This window comes from Paraburkholderia atlantica (assembly GCF_009362785.1).
Taxonomy (GTDB): Bacteria; Pseudomonadota; Gammaproteobacteria; order Burkholderiales; family Burkholderiaceae; genus Paraburkholderia; species Paraburkholderia atlantica.
The window spans coordinates 24,822-48,128 of the sequence record NZ_WHNQ01000020.1; the positions used below are offsets into that span (position 1 = coordinate 24,822).

At 63.2% G+C, this 23,307-nt stretch carries 17 protein-coding genes and 2 pseudogenes; 8 read left to right on the forward strand and 11 right to left on the reverse strand.

Features of this window, described 5'->3' with window-relative positions; translation table 11 throughout:
- The first annotated feature begins 55 nt into the window (after positions 1-55).
- From GCT19_RS25200 to GCT19_RS25215, 4 genes are read left to right on the forward strand one after another with little or no spacing between them, the layout of a single operon-like run.
- Positions 56-1,663: an ABC transporter substrate-binding protein gene (locus GCT19_RS25200; protein ID WP_152853441.1), complete on the forward strand. Its 1,608-nt coding sequence runs from the start codon at positions 56-58 to the stop codon at positions 1,661-1,663.
- 13 nt (positions 1,664-1,676) lie between these two features.
- On the forward strand, positions 1,677-2,657 hold the full coding sequence (locus GCT19_RS25205; protein WP_018436397.1) for an ABC transporter permease: 981 nt from the start codon (positions 1,677-1,679) through the stop codon (positions 2,655-2,657).
- 35 nt (positions 2,658-2,692) lie between these two features.
- Positions 2,693-3,673 (forward strand): ABC transporter permease, encoded by a 981-nt coding sequence (locus GCT19_RS25210; protein WP_152853442.1) that lies wholly within the window; start codon positions 2,693-2,695, stop codon positions 3,671-3,673.
- A gap of 45 nt (positions 3,674-3,718) precedes the next feature.
- Positions 3,719-5,455: an ABC transporter ATP-binding protein gene (locus GCT19_RS25215; protein ID WP_321576870.1), complete on the forward strand. Its 1,737-nt coding sequence runs from the start codon at positions 3,719-3,721 to the stop codon at positions 5,453-5,455.
- Between the two features lie 27 nt (positions 5,456-5,482).
- Here the strand turns inward: GCT19_RS25215 and GCT19_RS25220 are convergent, their stop codons facing one another.
- The 7 genes from GCT19_RS25220 to GCT19_RS25250 all read right to left on the reverse strand — a co-directional run bounded on the left by GCT19_RS25220 (position 5,483) and on the right by GCT19_RS25250 (position 15,141).
- The gene (locus GCT19_RS25220; RefSeq protein WP_152853443.1) at positions 5,483-6,997 is read right to left on the reverse strand and encodes an amidase; all 1,515 of its coding nucleotides are present in this window, start codon (positions 6,995-6,997) and stop codon (positions 5,483-5,485) included.
- A 23-nt stretch (positions 6,998-7,020) separates the two neighbouring features.
- The gene (locus tag GCT19_RS25225) at positions 7,021-8,664 is read right to left on the reverse strand and encodes an ABC transporter substrate-binding protein (protein WP_018436401.1); all 1,644 of its coding nucleotides are present in this window, start codon (positions 8,662-8,664) and stop codon (positions 7,021-7,023) included.
- A gap of 2 nt (positions 8,665-8,666) precedes the next feature.
- Entirely contained in the window at positions 8,667-9,716 is a 1,050-nt protein-coding gene (locus GCT19_RS25230; RefSeq protein ID WP_018436402.1) for an aldo/keto reductase, read from the reverse strand.
- 38 nt (positions 9,717-9,754) lie between these two features.
- Complete coding sequence (locus GCT19_RS25235; protein WP_152853444.1) at positions 9,755-11,374, reverse strand: ABC transporter substrate-binding protein; 1,620 nt, start codon at positions 11,372-11,374, stop codon at positions 9,755-9,757.
- Between the two features lie 46 nt (positions 11,375-11,420).
- Positions 11,421-12,482: an ABC transporter substrate-binding protein gene (locus GCT19_RS25240; protein ID WP_152853445.1), complete on the reverse strand. Its 1,062-nt coding sequence runs from the start codon at positions 12,480-12,482 to the stop codon at positions 11,421-11,423.
- Between the two features lie 32 nt (positions 12,483-12,514).
- Positions 12,515-13,723, reverse strand: a complete 1,209-nt coding sequence (locus GCT19_RS25245; protein WP_408582395.1) for an LLM class flavin-dependent oxidoreductase — start codon at positions 13,721-13,723, stop codon at positions 12,515-12,517.
- 176 nt (positions 13,724-13,899) lie between these two features.
- On the reverse strand, positions 13,900-15,141 hold the full coding sequence (locus GCT19_RS25250; protein WP_152853446.1) for an SfnB family sulfur acquisition oxidoreductase: 1,242 nt from the start codon (positions 15,139-15,141) through the stop codon (positions 13,900-13,902).
- 579 nt (positions 15,142-15,720) lie between these two features.
- Between GCT19_RS25250 and GCT19_RS25260 the strand changes: the two genes are divergently transcribed.
- Complete coding sequence (locus GCT19_RS25260; protein WP_013093529.1) at positions 15,721-16,254, forward strand: OsmC family protein; 534 nt, start codon at positions 15,721-15,723, stop codon at positions 16,252-16,254.
- Positions 16,255-16,806: 552 nt separating this feature from the next.
- Positions 16,807-17,754, forward strand: a complete 948-nt coding sequence (locus GCT19_RS25265) for a TauD/TfdA dioxygenase family protein (protein WP_152853447.1) — start codon at positions 16,807-16,809, stop codon at positions 17,752-17,754.
- A gap of 87 nt (positions 17,755-17,841) precedes the next feature.
- Here GCT19_RS25265 and GCT19_RS25270 read toward each other — a convergent pair whose 3' ends face one another.
- The gene (locus GCT19_RS25270; RefSeq protein WP_152853448.1) at positions 17,842-18,438 is read right to left on the reverse strand and encodes a nitroreductase family protein; all 597 of its coding nucleotides are present in this window, start codon (positions 18,436-18,438) and stop codon (positions 17,842-17,844) included.
- Between the two features lie 250 nt (positions 18,439-18,688).
- Here GCT19_RS25270 and GCT19_RS25275 point away from each other — a divergent pair, with 250 nt between their 5' ends.
- Both GCT19_RS25275 and GCT19_RS25280 read left to right on the forward strand, forming a co-directional pair.
- Positions 18,689-18,895: a hypothetical protein gene (locus GCT19_RS25275; RefSeq protein WP_152853449.1), complete on the forward strand. Its 207-nt coding sequence runs from the start codon at positions 18,689-18,691 to the stop codon at positions 18,893-18,895.
- Between the two features lie 416 nt (positions 18,896-19,311).
- Positions 19,312-19,908, forward strand: a pseudogene (locus GCT19_RS25280) (c-type cytochrome).
- Here GCT19_RS25280 and GCT19_RS25285 read toward each other — a convergent pair.
- From GCT19_RS25285 to groL, 3 genes and pseudogenes are all read right to left on the reverse strand, one after another.
- Positions 19,889-21,271, reverse strand: coding sequence for an LLM class flavin-dependent oxidoreductase (locus GCT19_RS25285; RefSeq protein ID WP_152853450.1), 1,383 nt, complete (start codon positions 21,269-21,271; stop codon positions 19,889-19,891). The pseudogene GCT19_RS25280 and the gene GCT19_RS25285 sit on opposite strands and share 20 nt — an antisense overlap.
- Positions 21,249-21,603: pseudogene (locus GCT19_RS43530) on the reverse strand (hypothetical protein); the annotation flags it as partial. The gene GCT19_RS25285 and the pseudogene GCT19_RS43530, both read right to left, overlap by 23 nt.
- 66 nt (positions 21,604-21,669) lie before the next feature.
- Positions 21,670-23,307, reverse strand: coding sequence for a chaperonin GroEL (gene groL, locus GCT19_RS25295; RefSeq protein WP_152853451.1), 1,638 nt, complete (start codon positions 23,305-23,307; stop codon positions 21,670-21,672).

Sequence of the window (23,307 nt, forward strand, 5' to 3'; positions counted from 1 at the left end):
TCGGTACTTTGACGCGGCCAACATGACTCGGCCGAAGCACCAGGATATGAATTACATGGCACGGCTGAATCGACGCGACTTTCTGATTTCCTCGGGCGCTGCTCTCGCGGCCGCCGGCATGCCGGCACGCGTGTTCGCACAAGGCAGCGCAGCATCGGTGCCGAAGCGGGGCGGCACGCTGAATATGCTGATCAATCCGGAACCGCCGGTGCTGGTGTCGATCTTTCAGACCACCGGGCCCGCTCTGGTCGCGAGCTCCAAGGTGCTCGAAGGCTTGCTCGCATACGACTTCGATCTGCGTCCACGGCCGCAATTGGCAACCGCATGGGCAGTCAGTCCTGACGGCTTGAAGTACAGCTTCACACTGCGCGAGAACGTCAAATGGCATGACGGGCAGCCATTCACGTCGACGGACGTAGCGTTCTCGATCGAATTGTTGAAGACGGTGCATCCGCGCGGACGCAGCACTTTCGCCAATGTCACGCGCGTATCGACGCCGGACGCCCGCACGGCGGTGATCGAATTGTCGAAGCCGGCGCCCTATCTGTTGAAGGCACTATCGGCCGGTGAATCCCCAATCGTTCCAAAGCATCTTTATGCGTCGGGCGATCCGCTGTCCAACCCGCACAATAACGCGCCAATCGGTACCGGGCCGTTTCGCTTCAAGTCGTGGACGCGCGGAGCCAACATCGTCTATGAACGCAATCCGGACTACTGGGATGCCGGCAAACCGTACATCGACAGTCTCGTACTGAAGGTGATTCCCGACGCCGCCGCGCGATCCGCCGCGTTCGAGACAGGCGCGCTCGATCTGGGCGGCGAAAATCCCGTACCGCTCACCGATTTGCCGCGCCTCACTCAATTACCGCAGCTGGTTGTCGAAACGCGCGGCTATCGGTTCCTCGAACCGCTGTCCGAGATCGACTTCAATCTGCAACATCCGATCCTCAGCGACCTGCGGGTGCGCCAGGCGATCGCGCATGCGATCAATCCGCAAGTGGTGCTGCGCACGGTCGCGTATGGCTACGCCGACTTGTCGCCGACACCGATCACGCCGGGCTCGCCCTACCACGACGGCAAACTCGCACCGTACCCGTTCGATACCGCCGCCGCCGAAAAGCTGCTCGACGCGGCCGGTTATCCGCGCAAGTCGGGCGGCGTGCGCTTCGGTCTCACGCATGATTTCCTGCCGTACGGCGACATGTACCGCCGCCAGGCGGATTACGTGAAATCGGCGCTCTCTCGCGTGGGGATCGACGTGACGGTGCGCTCTCAGGACTTGCCCGCTTTCCTGAAGCGCGTGTATGCCGACCGACAGTTCGATTTCACCAGCCTCGGCGTGAATACGCTATTCGATCCGAGCGTCGGCGTGCAGCGTCTCTACTGGTCGCAGAACATTCGGCCGGGCGTGCCGTTCTCGAACGCGCCGCATTACAGCAATGCCGAGGTCGACCGCCTGCTCGAGAGCGCCGCGATCGAAACCGACGAAAGCAAACGCGTCGCGCTTTATCAACAATTCCAGCAGATCGTCTATCGCGAGCTGCCGATTCTCAACCTCGTCGCACCTCGCATGGTCACGCTCGCGAACCGGCGCGTTCACAACCACACCGTGTCCGCGCAAGGCCTCGAAGGCAATCTGGCCGACGTCTATCTGAGCGCATGACAGGAGCGACACGATGAGCAGGGGTTTGCGTTTTGCCGCGATCGCGCGGCGCACCGCGTGGCAGGCGCTACCGACGGTGATCGGTATCGTGATCCTGAACTTTTTCCTTCTGAAGCTGATGCCGGGCGACGCCGCGGATGTGCTGGCCGGCGAAGCCGGCTCGGCGACGGTGGAAACGATGCAGGTATTGCGCGCGAAGTTCGGCCTCGATCAACCGGTGCTGCACCAGTTGTGGTCGTACCTCGCTCATCTGTCGCACTTCAGCCTCGGCTATTCGCCGCGCTACGACATGCCGGTAATGCAACTGATCCTCTCGCGCCTGCCCAATACGCTGCTGCTGATGGGCGTCGCGCTATCGGTCGCGATCGTCGTGGGCGTAGTGCTCGGCGTGGTGATGGCGCATTGGGCTGGCAGGTGGCCCGATCGCGTGCTGTCCGTCGTGGCCATGCTGTTCTACTCGACACCCGGCTTCTGGATCGGTCTGCTCGCGATCGTGCTGTTCTCGGTGCATCTGGGCTGGTTGCCGAGCGGCGGCAATATTACGCTCGGCGCGCAGCTTCACGGCGCCGCCTACGTGATCGATGCACTGAAGCACGTGCTGCTGCCTGCCGCGACTCTGGCGACGTTCTTCATCGCGATCTACGCACGGCTTACGCGCGCGGCGATGCTCGAAGTGCAGCGCCAGGACTTCGTGCGTACCGCGCAGGCTAAGGGCTTGCATCCGTGGCGTGTGACGGTGCGGCATGTCCTGCGCAACGCGCTGATGCCGCTGACAACGATGGTCGGCATTCACTTTGGCACCTTGCTGGGTGGCGCCGCGGTGACCGAAACGGTGTTCAGTTGGCCTGGACTGGGCCGCCTCGCGCTCGATGCGGTGATGGCGCGTGATTTCAGCGTGCTGCTCGGCGTGCTGCTGCTGTCGTCGATGCTCGTGATCCTGGCGAATGTGCTGGTCGATCTTTTGCAGGCGTGGCTCGATCCGCGCGTCGCGTGATCGCACGCGCCGGCGATTTCTCTCCAGAGGCATACATGGCTTCCGACTCCTCCAATCTGGTTTCCACGCCGCCCGAACCCCGTGCTTCCACATGGCGGCGTCAGCTTGGCGGCGCGCTTTTCGGTTTCCGGCGCGACGGCGCGGCGACTGCCACGAACCCCGCTCCACGCGGCGCGGCAGGGCTCGGCGCGTGGCGCGCGCTGCTGCGCAATCGCTCGGCGCTCACGGGGCTCGTGCTGCTCGCGGCGTTCATCGCGCTTGCGCTGGGCGCGGGACATCTGTTTCCGGGCGATCCGCTCGACATGGTGGCGGCGCCGTTCGTATGGCCGGGTACCGATCCGCAATACTGGCTCGGCACGGATTCGCTCGGACGCGACGTGGCTGCCGGCATTGCGCACGGCGCGCGCGTGTCGCTGCTGATTGGCGCAAGCGCGGCCAGCATCGGGCTCGTGATCGGCACGCTGGTCGGTGCGACGGGAGGCTTCTTCGGCGGGGTGATCGACGATGTGCTGGTGCGCATCACCGAACTCTTTCAAACCATACCGTCTTTTCTGCTGGTCATCGTGATCGTTGCGATTGGGCATCCCAGCGTGACGATCATCGCGCTGGCGATCGGCATTGCGTCATGGCCCACCGTCGCGCGGATCGTGCGGGCGGAATTTCGCAGCCTGCGCCGTTCCGATTTCGTGCTTGCCGCGCGAAGCCAGGGCTTCAGCAACGCTCGCATCATATTCGGCGAGATTCTGCCGAACGCGTTGCCACCGGTGATCGTGACCGCGTCCGTGATGGTGGCGAGTGCGATCCTGATCGAGTCGTCCCTGTCGTTTCTCGGCATGGGAGACCCGAACGTGGTCAGCTGGGGCGGCATGATCGGCGCGGGCCGTGACTCGTTGCGTACCGCCTGGTATCTGACGGCCGTGCCAGGTGCCGCCATCGTGCTCGCGGTGCTCGCGCTGAACCTGCTCGGCGACGGTCTGAACGATGCCCTCAATCCGCGCCTGCGGGAACGAGCTTGAAGAGCCCGCGGCTCACGCGGCTCACAATGTAATCGAGGACGCTCTGTGGCAAACCTGCTTGAAGTACGCGATCTGCGCGTCAGTTTCGGCACGCACGAAGCCGTGCGCGGCCTGAGTTTCGACATCGCGCAAGGGGAGACGCTGGCGCTCGTCGGCGAATCCGGTTGCGGCAAATCGGCAACGGCGCTGTCGCTGATGCGTCTCGTGCCCGCGCCGGGACGCGTGACGGGTAGCTTGCGCTTCGATGGCCATGAGCTGCTCGACCTGTCGCCGCGCGAAATCCGCCAGGTCCGCGGCCAGCAGATTTCGATGATTTTCCAGGAGCCGATGACGTCGCTCAATCCGGTGCTGTCGATTGGCGCGCAGATCGTCGAGACCTTGCGTCAGCATGAAGATCTGTCGAAGGCGGCGGCGTCAAAGCGCGCTGTCGAACTGCTCGAACTCGTGCAGATCCCCGAGCCGCAACGCCGGGTATTCGATTATCCGCACGAGTTGTCCGGCGGGCAGCGGCAGCGGGTGATGATCGCGATGGCGGTGGCCTGCCGCCCGCGTCTGCTGATCGCGGATGAGCCGACCACGGCGCTCGACGTCACGATTCAGGCGCACATTCTCGAGCTGCTCGACGGTTTGCGTCGTGAGCTGTCGATGTCCTTGCTGCTGATCACGCACGACCTGGGCGTCGTCGCGAAGCATGCGGATCGCGTGGCCGTGATGCTGGCGGGGGAGAAGGTCGAAGAAGCGCCGGTCGCGCGACTCTTCACGCAGCCGCAGCATCCTTACACGCGCGGTCTGCTGGGCGCGTCGCTGAATCTCGCGGACGATCTGCACTATCGCGGCTGGAAGCTGCCGGAAATCCGTCATGGCATCGCCGAAGACGGCGAGCCTTCCTTCACCGTGCTGCCGCGCTCGCCGCGCCTCGGGCTCCATGTGGCGGATGTCAGAGCGGACGCGCACAGCAATGCGTCATCGGAAGGCGATGCAGTGAGCGCCACGCCGTTGCTCGAATTGCAGGACCTGCGCGTCGACTATCCGCAGCGGCGCGGCCAACCCGCGCTGCACGCGGTCGATGGCGTGTCGCTGACGATCGCGCGCGGCGAGACGGTCGGCCTGGTGGGCGAATCCGGCTGTGGGAAATCGACGCTGTCCAAAGCGATCCTGCGGCTCGTGCCCGCTGCCGCGGGCGCAATCCGCTTGCGAGGCACTGATCTCGCGCCGCTGGGTGAACGCGAGTTGCGGCCGTTGAGACGCCATGTGCAAATGGTGTTTCAGGACCCGTATTCGTCGATCAATCCGCGCCGCACCGTGGCCGAGATTCTCGACACCGTGCTCGTGGTGAATCGGATCGGTAACGCCCAGCAGCGCCGCACACGCATCGCCGCGATGCTGGACCGCGTCGGCTTGCCCAGTTCGGCGCTCGGCCGCTATCCGCACGAATTCTCCGGCGGGCAGCGACAACGCATCGGCATTGCGCGGGCACTGGTCCTCGAACCGGATCTGCTGATCTGCGACGAACCCGTTTCCGCGCTCGACGTGTCGATTCAGGCGCAGATTCTCAATCTGCTGGTCGATCTAAAGCGCGACCTCGGGCTCGCGTATCTGTTCATTTCGCATGACCTGTCCGTGGTGCGCTACATCGCCGACCGTGTGCATGTGATGCAGGCGGGTCGGATCGTCGAAAGCGGAGACCACCGCGATATCTGGCGTGCGCCGCAGCATCCCTACACCCGTACGCTGCTCGACGCGATTCCGGGCAAGGCCTTCGACGACGCGCGGGCGGCTTGACCTCACCCGTCGCACGATGGGGACGGCCTACGCCCCATATCCGGGCGGCACGACAAAACCGCCATACGCTTGTTCGAGCAAATGCGCGAACGCGATCGGCGTACGGTCTTCGAGCCACGGGCCAACGGCTTGCGCACTGACGGGCAAGCCGTCGTCGTCGAGACCGAGCGGAAAGCTGGTGGCCGGCAACCCCGGCAGCACGGGCAGACCCGCCCAATGAAAGAAATCGAGGAAGCGCACGTCCCGCACGCCGTCGTCGAAGGCGACCGGATAGGTGCGCTCGTCTTTCGGCTCCTGATGGTTGTGACGGAACGCGGCGACCGGAGCGACCGGCGTGACGATCACGTCGAATGCTTTGAAAAGCCGCTCCCACTGGTGACGCAATGCATGGCGTTGCTCGTCGGCTTTGAGCCAGTCGCGGTGCGCGAGGTATGGCGCGCTCAGCCACGCGGCGTCGGCGCTCTCGTCAGCGGGGGCGAGCGCCGCGAGGCGTTGTCGAGCCGCTTCGCTCGGCACAGGCGGTTCGGCGAGCGACGAGCCGAGCAGCGTCCGGTACAGCGCATGCGCACGCACCAGATCGGGTAGGAGCCCCTGCGGCAGATCGGCAGGGCGGCTTACGTACACGCCCTGCGTGCGCAACCGCTCGACCACGCGCTCGATCACGAGGCGCTCGGACAGGCTGCGTTGCGTGCCCGGCCATGTGTCGAGCACGAGCACCCGGAACTCGGCGAGCCGTGTGTGGCGCGCAGGTGGCAACGTGGCGCGCCATGCCTTGGACGTCAGCGGATCGCGGTTGAGCAGAAGATCCAGTGCGAGTTCGAGATCAGCCGCGCTGCGCGCGAGCGGGCCCGCCACGCTGAGATCGCGTGCGGACGCACGTCCTCTCGGCACACCGCTGCCGGTGAGCGACACGAGGCCGTAGCTCGGCTTATGGCCAAACACGCCGGTGAAGTGCGCGGGAATGCGAATCGAGCCGCCGATATCCGAGCCCAGTTCGAGGGCGACATAGCCGGCCGCGAGCGCCGCCGCCGAGCCGCCCGACGATCCCCCGGGCGTCGTTTCCAGATCCCACGGATTGCGCGTCAGCCCGTAGACTTCGTTATAGCTTTGCAGATCCGCGAGACCGAGCGGCACGTTGGTCTTGCCAATGATCACCGCGCCCGCTTCACGCAACGCGGCGACGGCGAGCGAATCGCGTTCCGCGCGATTATCCGCGTAGGACGGGTTGCCGACACTAGTAACTAGCCCGGCAACATCGAACGATTCCTTCACTGTAATCGGCACGCCGAGCAGCGGCCGTCGCTCGCCACGCGTAAGCGCCGCGTCGGCTTCGCGGGCGGCGTTGCGCGCTGCGTCGAAGTCACGCGCGACCACGGCGTTCAATATGTCATCGAAGCGCGCGATGCGAGCGAGGCTGTGTTCCAGCAGATCGACCGCGGAAACGCGGCCCTCGGCCAGCGCGTCGGCCTGTTGCTTCGCGCTCGCAAAGGTCAACGCATTCAGTAGCGCGGATTTCGGGTCGTCCAGTTCTGGTGTGCTCATTGTTCGAGGCCCTTCTCGGTTTGTCAGGTTTTCGGTTCGATCCAGGTGTCGGAGAAATCGCCGGCGGTCAGGTCAATACTGTTGTTCAGGTTGTGCACGCGCGCGTGATACACCTGCAATGCCGAGGGCACCGTAACGAGCGGCAGCACCGGCAGGTCGCGGCCGACGATCTGCTGGACTTCCCTGAACGCGGCCGCGCGCCTTGTCTCGTCGGTTTCGATCGCGGCCGCGCGAAACAACTCGTCCACTTGCGGGTTCTGATAATGCGACGCGTTGATCCAGATCAGCGGATGCCGGACGCCGTCCGACCAGTAGATGCGCTGCACGCCGACGGTCGGGTCATACAACCGGCCGAGACCATTCAGGTTCAAATCGAATTCGCGCGCCGTGTACGCGCGGCGCAAATAGGTTGGCAGATCGCCGTCGAGAATCGTCGCCTTGATGCCGATGCGCGCCAACGCGGCGCGCAGATACTCCGCCGCGCGCCGAAAATCCGCGCCGCTGATGTAGTTGATCTTCAGCGCGAAGCGTTGACCGTCCGCCTGCTTTGGATAACCCGCAGCGTCGAGCTGACGGTTCGCGGCGTCGATGTCGAACGGATAGTGGAACGTGCTGTCGTCGTAGTAGGCCGCCAATACGGCTGGCACCGGCGAGTCGACCACGCTCGCGCGCCGGTAGAACACGTTGTCCTTGATGAAGTTCCGATCGATCGCATGCGCGATTGCCTTGCGAACCGGAAGCTGCGCAAGCACCGGATTTTCCAGGTTGAACTCGAGGAAAGCCGCGTTGTTCAGGTACGCGTCGTAGCTGTCGTCGATTTTCAGATACGGCACTTTCGCGAGCCGCCCGAGATCGGCCAGACCGACATTGGCCGCGGCGTCGACTTCGCCCGTTTCGAGCGCGGCCGAGATGGATGCCTGGTCGGGCACGATCCGATAGACCACACGGTCGAGATGCGGCGCCCCCGCGCGCCAGTAGTTCGCATTTCTGCGCAGGCTGATGTGACTGCCGCGCACCCACTGATCGAACACGAACGGACCGGTGCCGATCGGCGCGCTCAGATTGGGGCTCGTGAGCGGATCGCCGTCGCCATAGCGATGCTGCGGCACGATCGGCAATTCCGCCGACGACAAAGCCTTGATCAGATACGGCGTTGGTTTGCCGAGTACGATCACTGCCGTCAACGGATCGGGCGTGTCGACGCGTTCGACGTTCGCGAGCGTGATGCGCCCGCGCGGACCGAGACGTTTTTGCGTGAGGATCGAGTAACGCACGTCGGCCGATGTGAAGTTCTCGCCGTCGTGCCACTTCACGCCGGGCCGCAGCCTGAACGTATAGTGCAGACCGTCGGCACTCGTGCTCCACGCGATGGCAAGCAACGGCTGCGGCCTGAACTGCGCGTCATAGCGCAAGAGTCCCTCGGTGATTTTGGCGCTGATGTTGCGGATCACCGTGTTGGTGTCGAGCAGCGAAACCAACGACGGCGGTTCCTGTTGCACTGCGTAGGTCAGCGTGCCGCCCTGTACGGGGGCGGCGTTGGCTCCGGCAAGCGCGCTCGACGAAGCAGCGGCGCTGCCCGCATGTGCGAGGCGCACCGAGGAGTCCAGCGCGCCGGCGGACAGAAGCGCCAGTGAGCTCTGGATGAAATGCCGGCGATCTAAGCGCATGGCTAACCCTGTTGAAGCGGCGTCTGGACGGGTTGGACCGCGCCATGGCGCACGCGGCGACCAAAGAATGGATGCCCCGGATCGTTGAAACCCGGCGTGGACGGATGTCCGCTCGTCACGAGCGAATCGACGAACGCTTCATCTTCAGCGTTCAGGCGGTAGGCGAGCGCGGGCAGATAGTCCTGCCACTGCGCTTCGGTGCGAGGCCCGGCGATCGTCGAACTGATGTAGTGGCTATTGAGCACCCACGCGAGCGCGAATTGACCGGCAGAAAGACCGCGAGCCTGAGCATGCTCACGCACGCGCCGCGCCAGTTCGAGCGATTCTGGACGCCACTCGGTCTGCTGCAAGCGCCGGTCGCTACGCCCCGCGCGGGTGTCGGCGCCGGGCGTGGCGCCCGGTTCGTATTTGCCCGTCAGCACGCCGCGCGCGAGCGGGCTATACGAAATGACGCCGAGCCCGTAACGATGCGCCGCCGTCAGTTGCTCGGCTTCGGCCTGGCGGTTCGCGATGTTGTAGAGCGGCTGGCTTGCGATAGGCGCGTCGAGTCCGAGCGCCTGGGCGGTATGGCTGAACTCGGCGATCTTCCACGCGCGATGATTGGACAGTCCGTAGTAGCGCAGCTTGCCAGCGCGGATCAGCTCGTTGAGCGCGCGCACGGTTTCTTCGACCGGCGTCTGATGATCTTCGCGATGGATGTACAGCAGGTCGATGTAGTCGGTGCCGAGCCGCTGTAGGCTCGCATCGACGGCGCGCACGATATGTTTGCGCGACGCACCTCGCGCATTGACGTCGCGCTCATCGAGCGGATTGGCGAATTTGGTCGCCAGCACCCAGCGCTCGCGCTGCGCGGAAATCGCGCGGCCGACCACGCGTTCCGACTCGCCTTTGACGTAGACGTCGGCGGTGTCGATCGAATTGACACCCTGTTCCAGCGCCTGTTCGATGATACGTGCAGCGGTGGCCTCGTCCGTGGGGCCGCCGAACATCATCGTGCCCAGAGTCAGTGTCGAGACCTTGATGCCGCTGCGACCGAGTTGTCTGTATTCCATGAGTGTCGAATTCCGTGAGAGTTTGAGTCGAATGCGTTTTAGCGTTGCAGCCAGACGTCGGCGAAACTCGCCGATACTCCGTCAGGGCCCGTCGTATGGTTATGGACCGCGCGCGAGTACACGGTCAGGTATTGCGGCGACACCAGGTTGATGTCCGGAAGATCGTGTTCGAGAATGCGCTGAATCTGCGAGAAGAGCTGCTTGCGTCTGCTTTCATCGGTTTCCTCGGCGACCTGCGTGAACAGCAGGTCGATCTGTGGGTTGCTATAGTGCGAACCGTTCGTGAACGGCACGCCGCGCCGGAAGTTGTTGCTCGTATAGAGCCGCGCTACTCCGACCACCGGATCGAACAGGTTGCTCATGCCGTTGATCGAAAAGTCGAAGTCGCGGTCGGTATAGATACGTTTCAGATACGCGGGCAAATCCTGGCTGCGCACGGTGACCGCAATGCCGACCCGCGCCAGCGCGGATTTCACATAAGCGGCGGTGCGCGTGGGCAGATCGCCGATCGGCAGCGGGTCGACGGTCAGCGCGAAACGCGTACCGTCCGCCTTGCGCGGATAGCCGGCTTCGTCGAGCAGCGCGTTGGCGCGCTCCACGTTGAACGGATACGGCGTAGGTGCCGGGTCGTAGTAGGGGCTCGTCGGAATGATCGGACTGGCGAGCGGCGTCGCATAGCCGTAGAAGATTACCTTGCGGATCACGTCGCGATCGAGCGCCGACGCAATCGCCTGACGCACTGCGAGGTTCTTCAGTACAGGGTTGTCGAGATTGAACTCGATGCGCGTCACACCAGCCTGGAACTCATAGCCGCGCTGGTCGAGCGCGAGCTTCGGATTGCTTTTCAGCCGCTCGATATCGGACAGCGGCACGGGCGTGTCGCCGCTCAGGTCGACCGAGCCGTCTTCGAACGCGACAGTGCGCGCGGCCGGATCGGTGATGACCTTGACGACGATCTTGTCGAGCAGGGGCTTGCCCTTGTCCCAGTAGTCGTCGTTGCGTGCATATTCGACGTAGCTGCCGCGCACCCATTTGACGAAGCGAAAGGGGCCCGTGCCGATCGGCGCGTTATTGGCTGGGTTGGTCAGCGGGTCGGTGCCTTCGTAAATGTGTTTCGGCACGATCGGCGTTTCCGACGACGAGAACGCCTTGATCAGATACGGCGCGGACTTCGACAGCGTGACGACGACTGTATACGGGTCCGGCGTCGTCACAGCGGTGACGTTCGCGAAGGTGGTTTTGGCGCGCGGGTGGACTTGCCTGAGCGTCTGGATCGAATACGCGACATCGGCGGACGTGAAAGGCTGACCGTCGTGCCATTTCACGTCGTGACGCAAACGAAAAACGTATTTGCGGCTGTCGTCGCTGACTTCCCACGACGTCGCGAGCGAAGCTTTCGGCTGCAACCTGAAGTCGTATTCGAGCAGACCTTCGACGACTTTTGGGCTGACCTTCAGCACATTGGTCGCGGTAGTCGCGAGATCGACGAGAGCGGTGGGCTCCGGCGTGACGACGAAATTGAGTGTGCCGCCGCGCGTTTGGGCGTGAGCGTGACAAACAGAGAGAGCGACCAGCAGCGCGGCCGCGAATCCGAGCGCGCCATTGACAAGGCGCGCACCGCCCCGGCGCGGCGCCGCCTGCGATGTGACGTATGCCATCGTATGGTTGTGCGAGAAGAGAAAAGGGAAGAAAGCCGCAACGGGCTCAGACCGTGGCGCGCATAGTCGCGTCACGGCGCGCGAGTGCGGCACGCAGCGGCGCGGGTTCGACCCATTCGTCGAAATCGAAGTCCGTTGGAATGAATCCCCACTTGAACAGGAACTGCTTGAAGTCGGCGAGCGCCGCCAACGCTTGCGGATCGAGTCCGATGCTCAATTGCCGATGCAGTCCGCCCGGATAGGCTCGCTCGACCCAATGTTCCGCACTGCGCGTTTCGCGCGCCACGTAGTGCGCGATGTCGCCCGCATGGCGTTGCGCCCAGTCGCCGGTGTCGAGCGTGCGGGCCAGCACCCGCTCGACCAGATCGGGGCGCTCGCGCAGCAGTTGCGCGTCGACGGTCAACGGCCGCGGCGTACCATTGTTCGCGTGCAGCAGCCGATTAGGCTGGGCGCTGATATCGATCAGGACCTTCGCGTTCAGCAGGTTTGCGATGTCGAGCCCGGTCGCGCCTTTGACGAACACGACGTCGGCCTCGCCGCGCAGCAGTGCTTCGGCTTCGCGGGCGAATTCGTGAGAGCGCTGCGCGTCCAGCCAGTCAGCGAGCGGGGCGTCGGCAGCAGGCTTGGCGTCTTCGAGGCCGCGCGGCGTATGCGGGAGGTCGACCAGATCGACGTCTTCGAGTTGCAGGCCAAGCGCGCCGAGCAATGACGTGAAGCCACGCAAGGCAGTCGCTCGATGGAAGTCGACCACGCTTGCGCGTGCATTGAGCGGAAAGCCGAAGCGGCATCCTGCCAGCGCTTCCGCGCTGGCATCGAGTTGCCGGTCGAGCGTGATCAGCGCCTGGAATTCATCCACCCAGCTCAGCCCGATCAGTCGTGTTTCGCTGCCTTGCGAACGCGCCCATAGCGCCGGAATATTGCCACCCTGCCGAAACGACCATGGCTGCGTGTGCGTGAAGTGCGAGCGCCGCACGGTGGCGTCGTCGGCGTCCTGGAGCGCCTTCACGTCGATGCCGTCGGCGGCGAATTCCTGTTCGAGCCAGCCTTTCTGTACGGTTATGCCGAACGGCGTGGGGGCAGGGCAGCGGGTGTACCAGAGTCGGCTCATTCAATCACCTTTGAGTTGGTAGATGTGGCCAGTTAGAGGCGCAGGCCCGCTTCCCGTAGTAGCGGCAGCACGCGCGCGCCGAAGAATTCGAGGTCCGGCTGGAAGTCGAAGAAGCTCAACTGCACGCCGTCGATACCCGCGTGATGCAGGCGCACGATGTATTCGGCAATCTGCTGCGGCGCGCCTACGATCGAGATGTTGCCGCCGACTGCCCGGGCGGCCGCCTGGTTTCGTTGCTCGGCATTGCCTCGCCACGCGTGGGCGTCACTATCGAAGCGATGGAAGCTCCCTTCGTCGCCATGCGCGACGATCGCGTCGCGATAAGCGAGTGCTTCGGCTTCGGTCTCGCGGCAAATCACCATCGGGTTGATCAGAGTGCGGACTTTGCGTCCGTACTTCGCGGCGGTCGCCTTCACGCGCGCCGTGTGGGGCGGCAACGCCGCCAGCGCCGCTTCGATTTCTGAGCCAGCGGGGCTGGTGATGAACACGACGTCCGAGTAACGCGCGGCGAAGTCGATCCCAGCGCCAGATCCCGTCGCATTCACGAGCAGCGGGCGCCCGTATTGCGGCTTTGGGGTCACGAACGCCTTGTCGAGCTTCCAGCTCGACAGCTCGGGCACGAAGCTGAAGTTCTCCGGTTGTGACCATAGCTGTTGCACCGCGTCGAGAAACTCGCCCGCCAGTTCATAGCGGCGGTCATGTTCGATGCGCTGCCAACCGAACATTTCGTGTTCGACCGCGCGATGGCCGGTCACGACATTGATGCCCCAGCGCCCCTTTGAAATGTGATCGAGCGTCGCGGAGAACTTCGCGAAGTGCAACGGATGCCACGGGCCATAAAGCACGTGGCTGGTAGCAACAAGAATGATGCGTTCGGTGCGCGCGGTCATCGCTGCAAGCGACATGAACGAGTCGAGGGCCTGACCGTTGAAGACGCCACCATAGCCGCCCTTCGGCAGCCACTGGGACAGCGCGAACACCAGATCGAAGCCGAGGCTCTCGGCCTTTTGCACGAGCGCCAGGTTGTAGTCGAAGTTCCAGTCGGTGGTGCGGGGCAACGTCGAGGCGCTCCAGCCACCTGCCTGAATCGGCAGGAATAGGCCGAGCAGCAACGGCTGCTCGAGAGCGCGGGCAACCGGACTATCGTTGAATTCCACGGGCGAGCGCACCGGCACGAAGGCAGTGGCGTCGCGCGTGCTGTCCGATGATTGCGCCGACGCTTGCGGCTGAGAGGCGAGAATGGATTGGGTCACAGTTATTGTCCGTGCCGTTTGACGTAAAAGGCGCTTGTTATTTCAAGCGCTCGGCTATCTTGCATCGTGGTTGGCGCCAGGCGTCCGGATCACACCTGGGTGCAAGCCATCGGAAATCGCGTCAACGCAGTAGATCACGCGCGTCGCAAGCGCGCACGTGGGTTTCAGGTCTGACCGTTGGGTGAAGGACGCACGCCGTTGAGATAGAAGTTGCCAACAGCGGCGTATTTCCAGCGCACCGGATCATGCACGGTGTGAACTCGCGCGTTGCGCCAGTGCCGGTCGAGATTGAATGTCGGATGCGTCGAGCGGGTTCCGGCCAATTCGAACAGCTTGCTGCTCGCTTCGATCGCGATTTCGGTAGTCAATGCCTTGGCTTGCGCTACGGCGATCGACGCGGCCGCAATCGAGTCCGGCCCAATATCGGCGAGACAGCGATCGATCTCGCGACCGGCGCGTTCCATCATCGCTTCGGCCGCGTGCAGACGCGTCGTCAATTCGCCAAGCTGATGGATCACATAGGGATCGGCGCCGAGGGGCGAGATGGCGCTCGACGACGAAGCCGCGTCGCGTTCGCGAATAAAGGCGATCGTCGCGTCGATCGCGGCGCGCGCAATGCCCGCGTCGATGCCGACATGGCTGATCTGTGTGACCGCGTTTTGCGGCCAGTGCGCGTAGCTTTGGTGAATCGGTAGCACGTTGAGCGCGGGCACCCACACGTCGTCGAAAATCACAGTTCCGCTTGCCGTGATTTTCTGCCCGAAGCTTTGCCAGTCGTCGATGATCTTCATGCCTGGGTGACCGGCCGGGACCACCGCCACAGTGCGACGCCCTTCCTGGTCTTGGCCGATGGTCGACACATAGTCGGCGAATAGCGCGCCGGTCGAATAGAGTTTGGTGCCGGACAAGCGGAAGCCGTCTTGCTCCGGTGTGATGGTCATCGCGCAGCCGCTGGGTTGCCGTGCCCCGACGTCGACATTCGCATTGCCAAAGCGAGCACCGCCCAGAATCTCGCCGAGAAAGAACGACCGCTGTTGCGCGTTACCGGTTTTCCAGATCCAGAATACCGCGCTGTTATGGTTCTGCTGGATCTGCGCGATCGACGGGTCGGCTTCCGCGAGGATCGCGAATACGCGCGCGACGGTCGAGTAGGAAACTTGTGCCCCCCCGTATTCGCGCGGCACCGTCATGGCCCACAGTCCCGCACCAGAGCAGGCATCGAGCTCGGCGAAAGGCAGGATGCGTTCGCTATCGCGGCGCGACGCGTCGAGCGCGAAGCGCTCGGCGAGCGCTCGCGCGGTGCGCAGCGCTTCATCGTCGGATTTGAGTATGCGCGCCGGTGAATATGCGCGTGGGGTGGCTCGGGCGCTCTCTTCGAACGCGACGACTGAAGCGCGGGCGGTCATCGACGACTCCTGGCAGTCCATTCAGGAACGGGGCTAAGGCTTAACGCGGGATGGCTTTCAAATGGGAGATGCGGTGCCGCTTCTTCCGAGGTCACGACGACGCTGTCTGCCAGCCCGTCACCGGTACCCAGCATGATAGGAATATCCGGTGAGATCCGGCCCCTAGCGAGCACGATCACGCTCCGCGAGCAGCAACGCTTCATCGACGTCATGCTTGACCAGCACAACGGCAGGGCGGCGGTGTTGCCACAGCCTCGGCGCTCCTGCGGACACGATGCGTTCTCAGTGCCTGTGGCGAAAGAAAATCGGTTTTTACAGTCATATCCGATGCATTGACATACAAAGTTCGCTTTAGAGCAGAAACTCTCTAGGCAGCGCTGAGCAAAAATGTACCGGTAAGCAAATTCATTCGACAACAAACAATAATTTCTATTCTTATATGCGCGTTTATCGGGAGATCAGCGAAACCGACGCATGGATTTAAGCAAAGCAGAATTGCTTCGTTCGTGGACCCACGGCAGCTGGCTATGCTGTGCGGCGAATCCCCACTCGCACTTTCAACGATCGATCCATTCATTCATGACGACGCTAAACGAGTATCTTCAGCAAAAACGCATTGCATGGCTCGCCAAACGCGAAGCGGCGCGCACCGACCCGAATGTCAAGGCTAACCAGCTGAAGGCCAACGTGCGTGCCTTGGGACGCAGCGGCGTACGCGAAATTCGTATCCGCGACTTTCAGGTCATCAGCGACAGCCCCGCTGATTTCGCCGGCTACAACCTCGGACCAGCATCGCCTGAATTACAGCTCGGTGTGCTGGGGAGTTGCCTGACGCATATCACGCTGATTCAGGCTGCCGAGCGGCAGTTGCGGATAGATTCAATCGATGTCGAGGTGACCGGTGAACAGCATCCGCTCGCACAGCAACCGGGTTTCGAGCATGTGCCCATCTTTCCGCACAACATCCGCTATACGCTCGATATCGTGTCGCCGGAACCACCCGAAGCGATTCGCGCGCTGCATGAAGCTGTGGAGGCGGTTTGCCCGATCTACAACCTGCTGAAGAACCCGCAGTCGATCGTCGGTGAATTGCGGCACGTGAGCGCGGCGTAGCTAGCGTTCGGTGCGCGTGGGTGCAACGGTAGTTTTTAGCTGCCAGCCAGTGCGTTATTGCAATCTGATGTGAGCGCCCCCTCTGACGGGCCGGATATTTCACGCTCGAAACATGCAAACAGCGTTGCAACAAGCAGTACGGTTGCAATCTGCCCGTGCGATGCATGACAGCGCCCTGGCGGCGCGTTGTGTGAGCGGGTAGAGATGGGATCTCCTGAGCGGTCGATGGACGGTTTAGCCGTGTAGCGACGGTAAGTCCATCGCTGGCGCTCCTCGCCGAGCGGCCATCGGAGGCATGGTGTTGAAGGGTGCCATGCCTTTTCGGAGGTGCGGCGGCCGCTGCGCAACGCCATTTCATTGCATCTGCGCGAATAACCTAAGTGGAAATGAGTCGTTATTGGCACGCGGGGGCATCCCTATACTGACTCGCCGGCAAACGCAAGCAACGTGTCCCCAAGATCGCGAATGATCGATCTGCGCGTTGCACGGCGCCACGTCACCAATACCCCGACGCACGTCGCGCGGAAAGCGCCGCGACCAAGGAGAGAAATGATGAGTGCAGCCCGCATTACGGAGGAAGCCGAATTCCAGGTCAGCCCGCTGTCGGCGCATATCGGCGCGGAAATCAGCGGAGTCGATCTGACCCGACCGCTTGAACAGAAAGAGGTTCGCGCGATCCGCGCCGCGTTGCTGAAGTGGCGCGTCCTGTTCTTTCGCGAGCAGTTTATGAGCCATGAGCAGCATGTTGCGTTTTCCGCTCAATTCGGCGAGCTGACGGTCGGGCATCCGGTATTCGGCCACGTCGAAGGGCACCCACAGATTTACTCGATTTCGAAGTTCCGCAGGGCGACGCGCTTCGAAGGGCAACCACTGCTGCGGCCATGGACCGGCTGGCACACCGACGTGACGGCCGCCGTCAATCCTCCGTTCGCGTCGATTCTGCGCGGCGTCACGATTCCGCCGTACGGCGGCGACACGCAATGGACGAACCTCGTCATCGCCTATGAAAAGCTGTCCGAGCCGCTGCGCAAGTTCGTCGACGGTTTGCGCGGCGTGCATCGCTTTGCGCCACCGCAGGGCGCGAAAGGCACTGACGCGTTTGCGTCGGCGGTCGAGCAGCATACGCTCGTCAGCGAGCATCCGATCGTGCGCGTGCATCCGGAGACCGGCGAGCGCGCGCTATACGTGAGCCCCGGCTTTCTCAAGCAGATCGTCGGACTGGCGCCACGCGAAAGCCAGGTGCTGCTCGAACTGCTGTGGGAGCACGTGACACGACCGGAATTCACCGTGCGCTTCAAATGGGAAGCGGGCAGCGTGGCGTTCTGGGACAACCGCACGACTGCACATCTCGCGCCGACCGACATCTTCGATCTCGACTTCGACCGGCAGTTGTATCGCACGACGCTCGTCGGTGACGTGCCGGTCGGGCCGGACGGAAGGCCGTCGGTGTCGCTCGAAGGTTCGCCGATGGGAGCGGCCGCAGCCATTGCGCTGAACTGAGTCGCAGATCGCTCGTCGGGCGGTCCGGTTCGTCGACGCGCGCGCCGCGAAGCCCGGTGACGGCGACGCGCCCCGCAAGCGGCGCGCTCAGAGCGCGAAACGGCCTTCCGCGACGAATGTCGGTAGCGGATTGCGCGGGCTCGGCGCCTCGCGCTTTTGCAGGGCTTCAGGCAACGAAGCTTTGTCACCAGCGCGACCGATGGCAACGGCCGCCTCGATCGCATAGTCCTCGGGGATCGCCAGTTCCGCGCGGATATGCTCGCGTTCGATGCCGGCAAGACCGTGTGCCTTCCACCCGGAGAGGCTTGCCTGCAGCGCGAAGTAACCCCACGCGGCGCCTGTATCGAACGAATGCGACGCGAGCGGCACTTCCGTTGCGGCCCCCGGTGGCGTGAACGTGCGCTTCGACAGCACGATCAGGATCGCGGCGGCATATTGTGCCCAGCCGCGGTTGAACTCGTTCAGGAAGCCCAGAAAGCGCGTCCAGTGCTCCGTGTCGCGGCGCGCATAGACGAACCGCCACGGCTGCGAGTTATACGACGAGGGCGCCCAGCGGGCCGCTTCGAGAAAGGTTAGCAACGTCGATTCTGGAATGGTGTCGTTTGTGAACGCGCGCGGCGACCAGCGTTCGAGAAATTGCCTGTCGATCGGATACTCGGCGGTACGGGAGTTTGAGGTGGTCATGTCTGTGCCATTGAGGAGAGAGAGGCGATGCTTATGCGTGTACGCCCGCCAGAATCAGGACGGTAAGTCGGGTCAAACATAAATCCAACCAATGTTTGCGCATAAGAAAAGCAGATGACGGGAGAATACGTTGAGTCGATGTCGTCCTGCCGACATTGCATTTGCGGCACAAAGCATTGCACAAATGCTTGTTTTGCAAGCGAGCGGCGCTGACTAGATTCGATCAATGCCACGAGCAGGGGAGCGCACGATGTCATTGGACGTCGCATTGTTCTATCGGCGGGCCGTGTCCGGCTTCCTCGAAGCCGTGCGGCAACGGATGCATCTCGACCGGCGCCACGCCGCTGGCCGCGCGCGCAGTGCACGCGAACAGCCGCGCGACGATCCCGAGCGCCTCGAGCGCATCGCCACTTACGCGCGCGCGGGATACTTCAACATGTGCTGGACGTTTGAATAAATCCGGACAGGGCGGCTGAAACCTACGCGTTAGTGTTCGATCAGCGGCACGGCGGCTATTGTTTTCCGCTGGTGACGCCAGACTAACTGCTCCTGCTGAACATCTACAATTCAGCGGGCGACGACACAGCGCGATTGAACGCCCATGCGACGTTCGTCGATCCGTCCTCGCCGCGCGACGCGCAGTCACGACGCAGCATCGAATTGCGCTCGCGCTGTTTTCCTGAGTCCCTGCGCGGCATAGGGCCGGTCGTCATAACCTTAGTCGCAATCCGCTTTGATGGGCTCGCTCGCACTACTTATACTGGTGCGCTTGTCGGCGCGCCGATTCTGTCGTCGCAGTACGCGGATTGAACTCGAATTATCACTGCAACGGCATTCAGCAATGGCGCATCGACGCCGATGGGAGCGTGAAAAATGCGTAAGCGGGTCCGGTTCGTGGCTTCGAGATCGAAGACGATGAGCGCTCTGCTGACGGTGGTCACGGTCAGCAGCCTGCTCGGAAGTTGCTCCTCTTCGGTCAACGCAACCGGTGAAGCGCAATCCTCCGCCGAACCGGTGCGCTGGCGCCTATCTATCGACACGATCGGCAAGCCCACTAGCGGGGCCGAACTCAGCGCATGGAACGTCGATGTCGCGGCGGACGGACGCGGCCTCGCCAGTGGCAGCGACGATGTCGCAACGGATGGCCGGATTTACGCGGCTAATTGTGCGGCCTGCCATGGCGCGCAAGGCGAGGGGTTGAGCGGCGATCAATTGGTCGGCGGCGCGGGCACGTTCGCGAGTGTGAATCCGAAGCACACGGTCGTCAGCTACTGACCAGATGCGACGACTATATTCGACCATATCCGCCGGGCGATGACGTATAACGCGCCGGAGTCGCCGAGCACCGACGAAGTGTGTTCGCTCAGCGCATACATGTTGAACCGCAACGGCATCCTGCCAGACGATGCAGGTCTCAATGCGCATTCGCTGGCTCGCCGGCGTGCCTTGGTCAGGAAGCAGCCTCCGTGAGTTCGCGGCGTTCCCGCGCTGTCTGCGTATAGCGATTGACCGGACGCGCCAGCCCCAGATGCTCGCGCAGCGTGCTGCCCGTGTACTCGGTGCGAAAAAGTCCACGGCGCTGCAATTCCGGCACGACCGTATCGGCGAATTCGCTGAGTCCGCCCGGCAGCCACGGCGACATGATGTTGAAGCCGTCCGCACCTTCCTCTTCGAACCATTGCTGCAACTGGTCGGCGATGCTCTGCGGCGTGCCGATCACCTGCTGGTGTCCGCGCGCGCCCGCGATGCGTAGATACAGATCGCGGATCGTCAGGTTGTCGCGCCGTGCGAGGTCGAGCAGCAGCCTTTGCCGGCTCTTGCCGCCATTGGTTTCGGGTAGCTCCGGCACAGGTCCGTCGACAGGATACTGCGACAGGTCGACGCCGCCGGACATGTTCGATAGCAACGCAAGACCGACCGCCGGATCGATGAGCTCCTGCAACGCGTCGAACTTGTCGCGCGCTTCCTGCTGCGTCTTGCCGATCACCGGGAAGATGCCCGGCATGATCTTCAGGTGTTCGGGCGCGCGTCCGTAACGCGCGAGCCGTCCCTTGACGTCGCGGTAGAACTGCTGCGCTTCGTCGAGCGTCTGATGGGCGACGAAAATCACCTCGGCCGTTTGCGCAGCCAGCTCGCGCCCGGCTTCCGACGCGCCCGCCTGCACGACGACCGGCCAGCCCTGCGGCGAACGCGGGACGTTCAGCGGTCCGCGCACGCTGAAATGCTTGCCGCGATGGCCAAGCACGTGCAGTTTGTCGGCATCGAAATAGATGCCGCTCGCCTTGTCGCGCACGAACGCGTCGTCTTCCCAACTGTCCCACAAACCCGCGACCACGTCGTAGAACTCTTTCGCGCGCTCGTAGCGCACCGCGTGATCGAGGTGTTTGTCACGGCTGAAATTGTGCGCTTCCGTTTCCGTGCTGGACGTGACGAGGTTCCAGCCCGATCGGCCACCGCTCAGATGATCGAGCGACGCGAATTTGCGCGCGACGTTGTACGGCTCGTTGAAGCTGGTCGACACGGTCGCGATCAGCCCGATGCGCTCCGTCACTACCGACAGCGCGGCCAGCAGCGTCAACGGCTCGAAGTGATCGGCGCGCGCGGTGCGCGACAGCGAGGGCAGATGCGTATCGCGCACGCTGACGCTGTCCGCGAAAAAGATCGCGTCGAATTTGGCCTGCTCGGCGATGCGCGCGAGCTGCGCGTAGTGGGCGAAGTCGAGGCCCCCCGCAGCATGCGTGTCGGGGTGACGCCACGCGGCGATATGATGGCCCGTCTCCATCAGGAATGCACCGAGGCTCATCTGTCGTTTATGTTGTGATGCTGCGCTCATTGCTCGCTCCTTGTGACCGACGTTGAGGAAAGACGGTGTTGATCGGCGCAGATGTCAGCGTGCGTTTTCGGGCGCGCTCCGAGAAATCCGCGAGTATCCGTTCGCGCAACTGCACGAAACGCGGCTCGCTGCGATCACACGGCCGCGGCAAGCCCACCTGCGTAATTCGATTGATACAACCGGGGCGCGGCGCCATCGTCACCACGCGATCGCCAAGATGGATTGCTTCGTCGACGTCATGGTGTGCGCGTAAGGGCCTCGAGCGCACCGAACGGTTCGTCGAGTAAGAGCACGCGCGGGCGATTCACGAATCCGCGCGCAATCGCCACGCGCGGCACGTTCGCGCGGCGCACCGCTGCGAATGGACCGCACGCCCGCGCGTGTTCAAGTGTGTGATGTCAGAAGTCGAAGCCCGGACCACCTGCGCCCGCGCCAGGACCCGCAGACGGGGCGTCCTTCTTCGGCGCTTCGTACACAGTTGCATCGGTCGTGAGCAGCAGGCCCGCGACGGACGCCGCGTTCTGCAGCGCAGTGCGCGTCACCTTCGTCGGATCGAGCACGCCCGATTCCACGAGATCGCCGTACTCGCCGGTCGCCGCGTTATAGCCGAAGTTGCCACTGCCTTCGGCCACCTTCGCGACGACCACGCTCGCTTCTTCGCCCGCGTTGGTCACGATCTGACGCAACGGTTCTTCGAGCGCGCGCAGCACGATACGGATGCCCGCGTCCTGATCCGCATTCGTGGCTTTCAGCGTGGCGATGGACTGTTTCACGCGAATCAGCGCAACGCCGCCGCCCGGCACGATGCCTTCTTCGACCGCGGCGCGCGTCGCGTGCAATGCGTCGTCCACGCGGTCCTTTTTTTCCTTCACTTCGATTTCGGTGGCCCCGCCGACCTTGATCACCGCGACGCCGCCCGCAAGCTTCGCAACGCGCTCCTGCAATTTCTCGCGGTCGTAATCGGATGTCGCTTCCTCGATTTGCACGCGAATCTGCTTTACCCGCGCTTCGATGTTCTTCGTGTCGCCCGCGCCGTCGATGACGGTGGTGTTTTCCTTGCCAATATCGACGCGCTTCGCGTGACCGAGTTCGGCAAGCGTCGCCTTCTCCAGCGTGAGACCGGTTTCTTCGGCGATCACCTGGCCGCCCGTGAGAATCGCGATGTCTTCTAGCAAGGCCTTGCGACGGTCGCCAAAGCCCGGCGCCTTTACCGCAACCGTCTTGAGGATGCCGCGAATGTTATTCACCACCAGCGTAGCGAGCGCTTCGCCTTCGACGTCTTCCGCGATGATCAGCAGCGGCCGGCCCGCTTTCGCGACCTGTTCGAGCACCGGCAGGAGATCGCGGATGTTCGAGATCTTCTTGTCGTGCAGTAGGATGTACGGATCGTCGAGCGTGGCGACCTGCTTTTCCTGATTGTTGATGAAGTACGGCGACAGGTAGCCGCGATCGAACTGCAAGCCTTCCACGACGTCGAGTTCATCGGCGAGCGACTTGCCGTCTTCCACCGTGATCACGCCTTCCTTGCCGACGCGATCGATCGCTTCGGCAATGCGCTGGCCGATCGATTCCTCGCCATTCGCAGAGATGGTCGCGACCTGCGCGATCTCCTTGCTGGTGGTGGTCGGGCGGCTGATCTTCTTCAGTTCGTCGATCGCTGCCGCAACGGCCTTGTCGATACCGCGCTTAAGATCGAGCGGATTGAGGCCCGCGGCGACGTACTTCGTGCCTTCGCGAACGATGGCCTGCGCGAGCACGGTGGCGGTGGTCGTGCCATCGCCCGCGAGGTCGCTCGTCTTCGACGCGACTTCCTTCACCAGTTGCGCGCCGATGTTCTGCACCTTGTCCGCCAGTTCGATTTCCTTTGCGACCGACACGCCGTCTTTCGTGACGACCGGCGCGCCGAAGCTTTTTTCGAGCACCACGTTCCGGCCTTTAGGACCGAGCGTGACTTTCACTGCATTGGCGAGGATGTTCACGCCTTCGACCAGTTTTGAACGCGCGACGTCGCTGAATTCGATGTCTTTTGCTGCCAT

Excerpts from the sequence above, each read along its gene's own strand:
- GCT19_RS25200 (WP_152853441.1), top strand. The coding sequence starts at position 56 with ATGGCACGGCTGAATCGACGCGACTTTCTGATTTCCTCGGGCGCTGCT.
- GCT19_RS25205 (WP_018436397.1), top strand. The coding sequence starts at position 1,677 with ATGAGCAGGGGTTTGCGTTTTGCCGCGATCGCGCGGCGCACCGCGTGG.
- GCT19_RS25210 (WP_152853442.1), top strand. The coding sequence starts at position 2,693 with ATGGCTTCCGACTCCTCCAATCTGGTTTCCACGCCGCCCGAACCCCGT.
- GCT19_RS25220 (WP_152853443.1), bottom strand. The coding sequence starts at position 6,997 with ATGAGCACACCAGAACTGGACGACCCGAAATCCGCGCTACTGAATGCG.
- GCT19_RS25225 (WP_018436401.1), bottom strand. The coding sequence starts at position 8,664 with ATGCGCTTAGATCGCCGGCATTTCATCCAGAGCTCACTGGCGCTTCTG.
- GCT19_RS25230 (WP_018436402.1), bottom strand. The coding sequence starts at position 9,716 with ATGGAATACAGACAACTCGGTCGCAGCGGCATCAAGGTCTCGACACTG.
- GCT19_RS25235 (WP_152853444.1), bottom strand. The coding sequence starts at position 11,374 with ATGGCATACGTCACATCGCAGGCGGCGCCGCGCCGGGGCGGTGCGCGC.
- GCT19_RS25240 (WP_152853445.1), bottom strand. The coding sequence starts at position 12,482 with ATGAGCCGACTCTGGTACACCCGCTGCCCTGCCCCCACGCCGTTCGGC.
- GCT19_RS25250 (WP_152853446.1), bottom strand. The coding sequence starts at position 15,141 with ATGACCGCCCGCGCTTCAGTCGTCGCGTTCGAAGAGAGCGCCCGAGCC.
- GCT19_RS25260 (WP_013093529.1), top strand. The coding sequence starts at position 15,721 with ATGACGACGCTAAACGAGTATCTTCAGCAAAAACGCATTGCATGGCTC.
- GCT19_RS25265 (WP_152853447.1), top strand. The coding sequence starts at position 16,807 with ATGAGTGCAGCCCGCATTACGGAGGAAGCCGAATTCCAGGTCAGCCCG.
- GCT19_RS25270 (WP_152853448.1), bottom strand. The coding sequence starts at position 18,438 with ATGACCACCTCAAACTCCCGTACCGCCGAGTATCCGATCGACAGGCAA.
- GCT19_RS25275 (WP_152853449.1), top strand. The coding sequence starts at position 18,689 with ATGTCATTGGACGTCGCATTGTTCTATCGGCGGGCCGTGTCCGGCTTC.
- GCT19_RS25285 (WP_152853450.1), bottom strand. The coding sequence starts at position 21,271 with ATGAGCGCAGCATCACAACATAAACGACAGATGAGCCTCGGTGCATTC.
- groL (WP_152853451.1), bottom strand. The coding sequence starts at position 23,307 with ATGGCAGCAAAAGACATCGAATTCAGCGACGTCGCGCGTTCAAAACTG.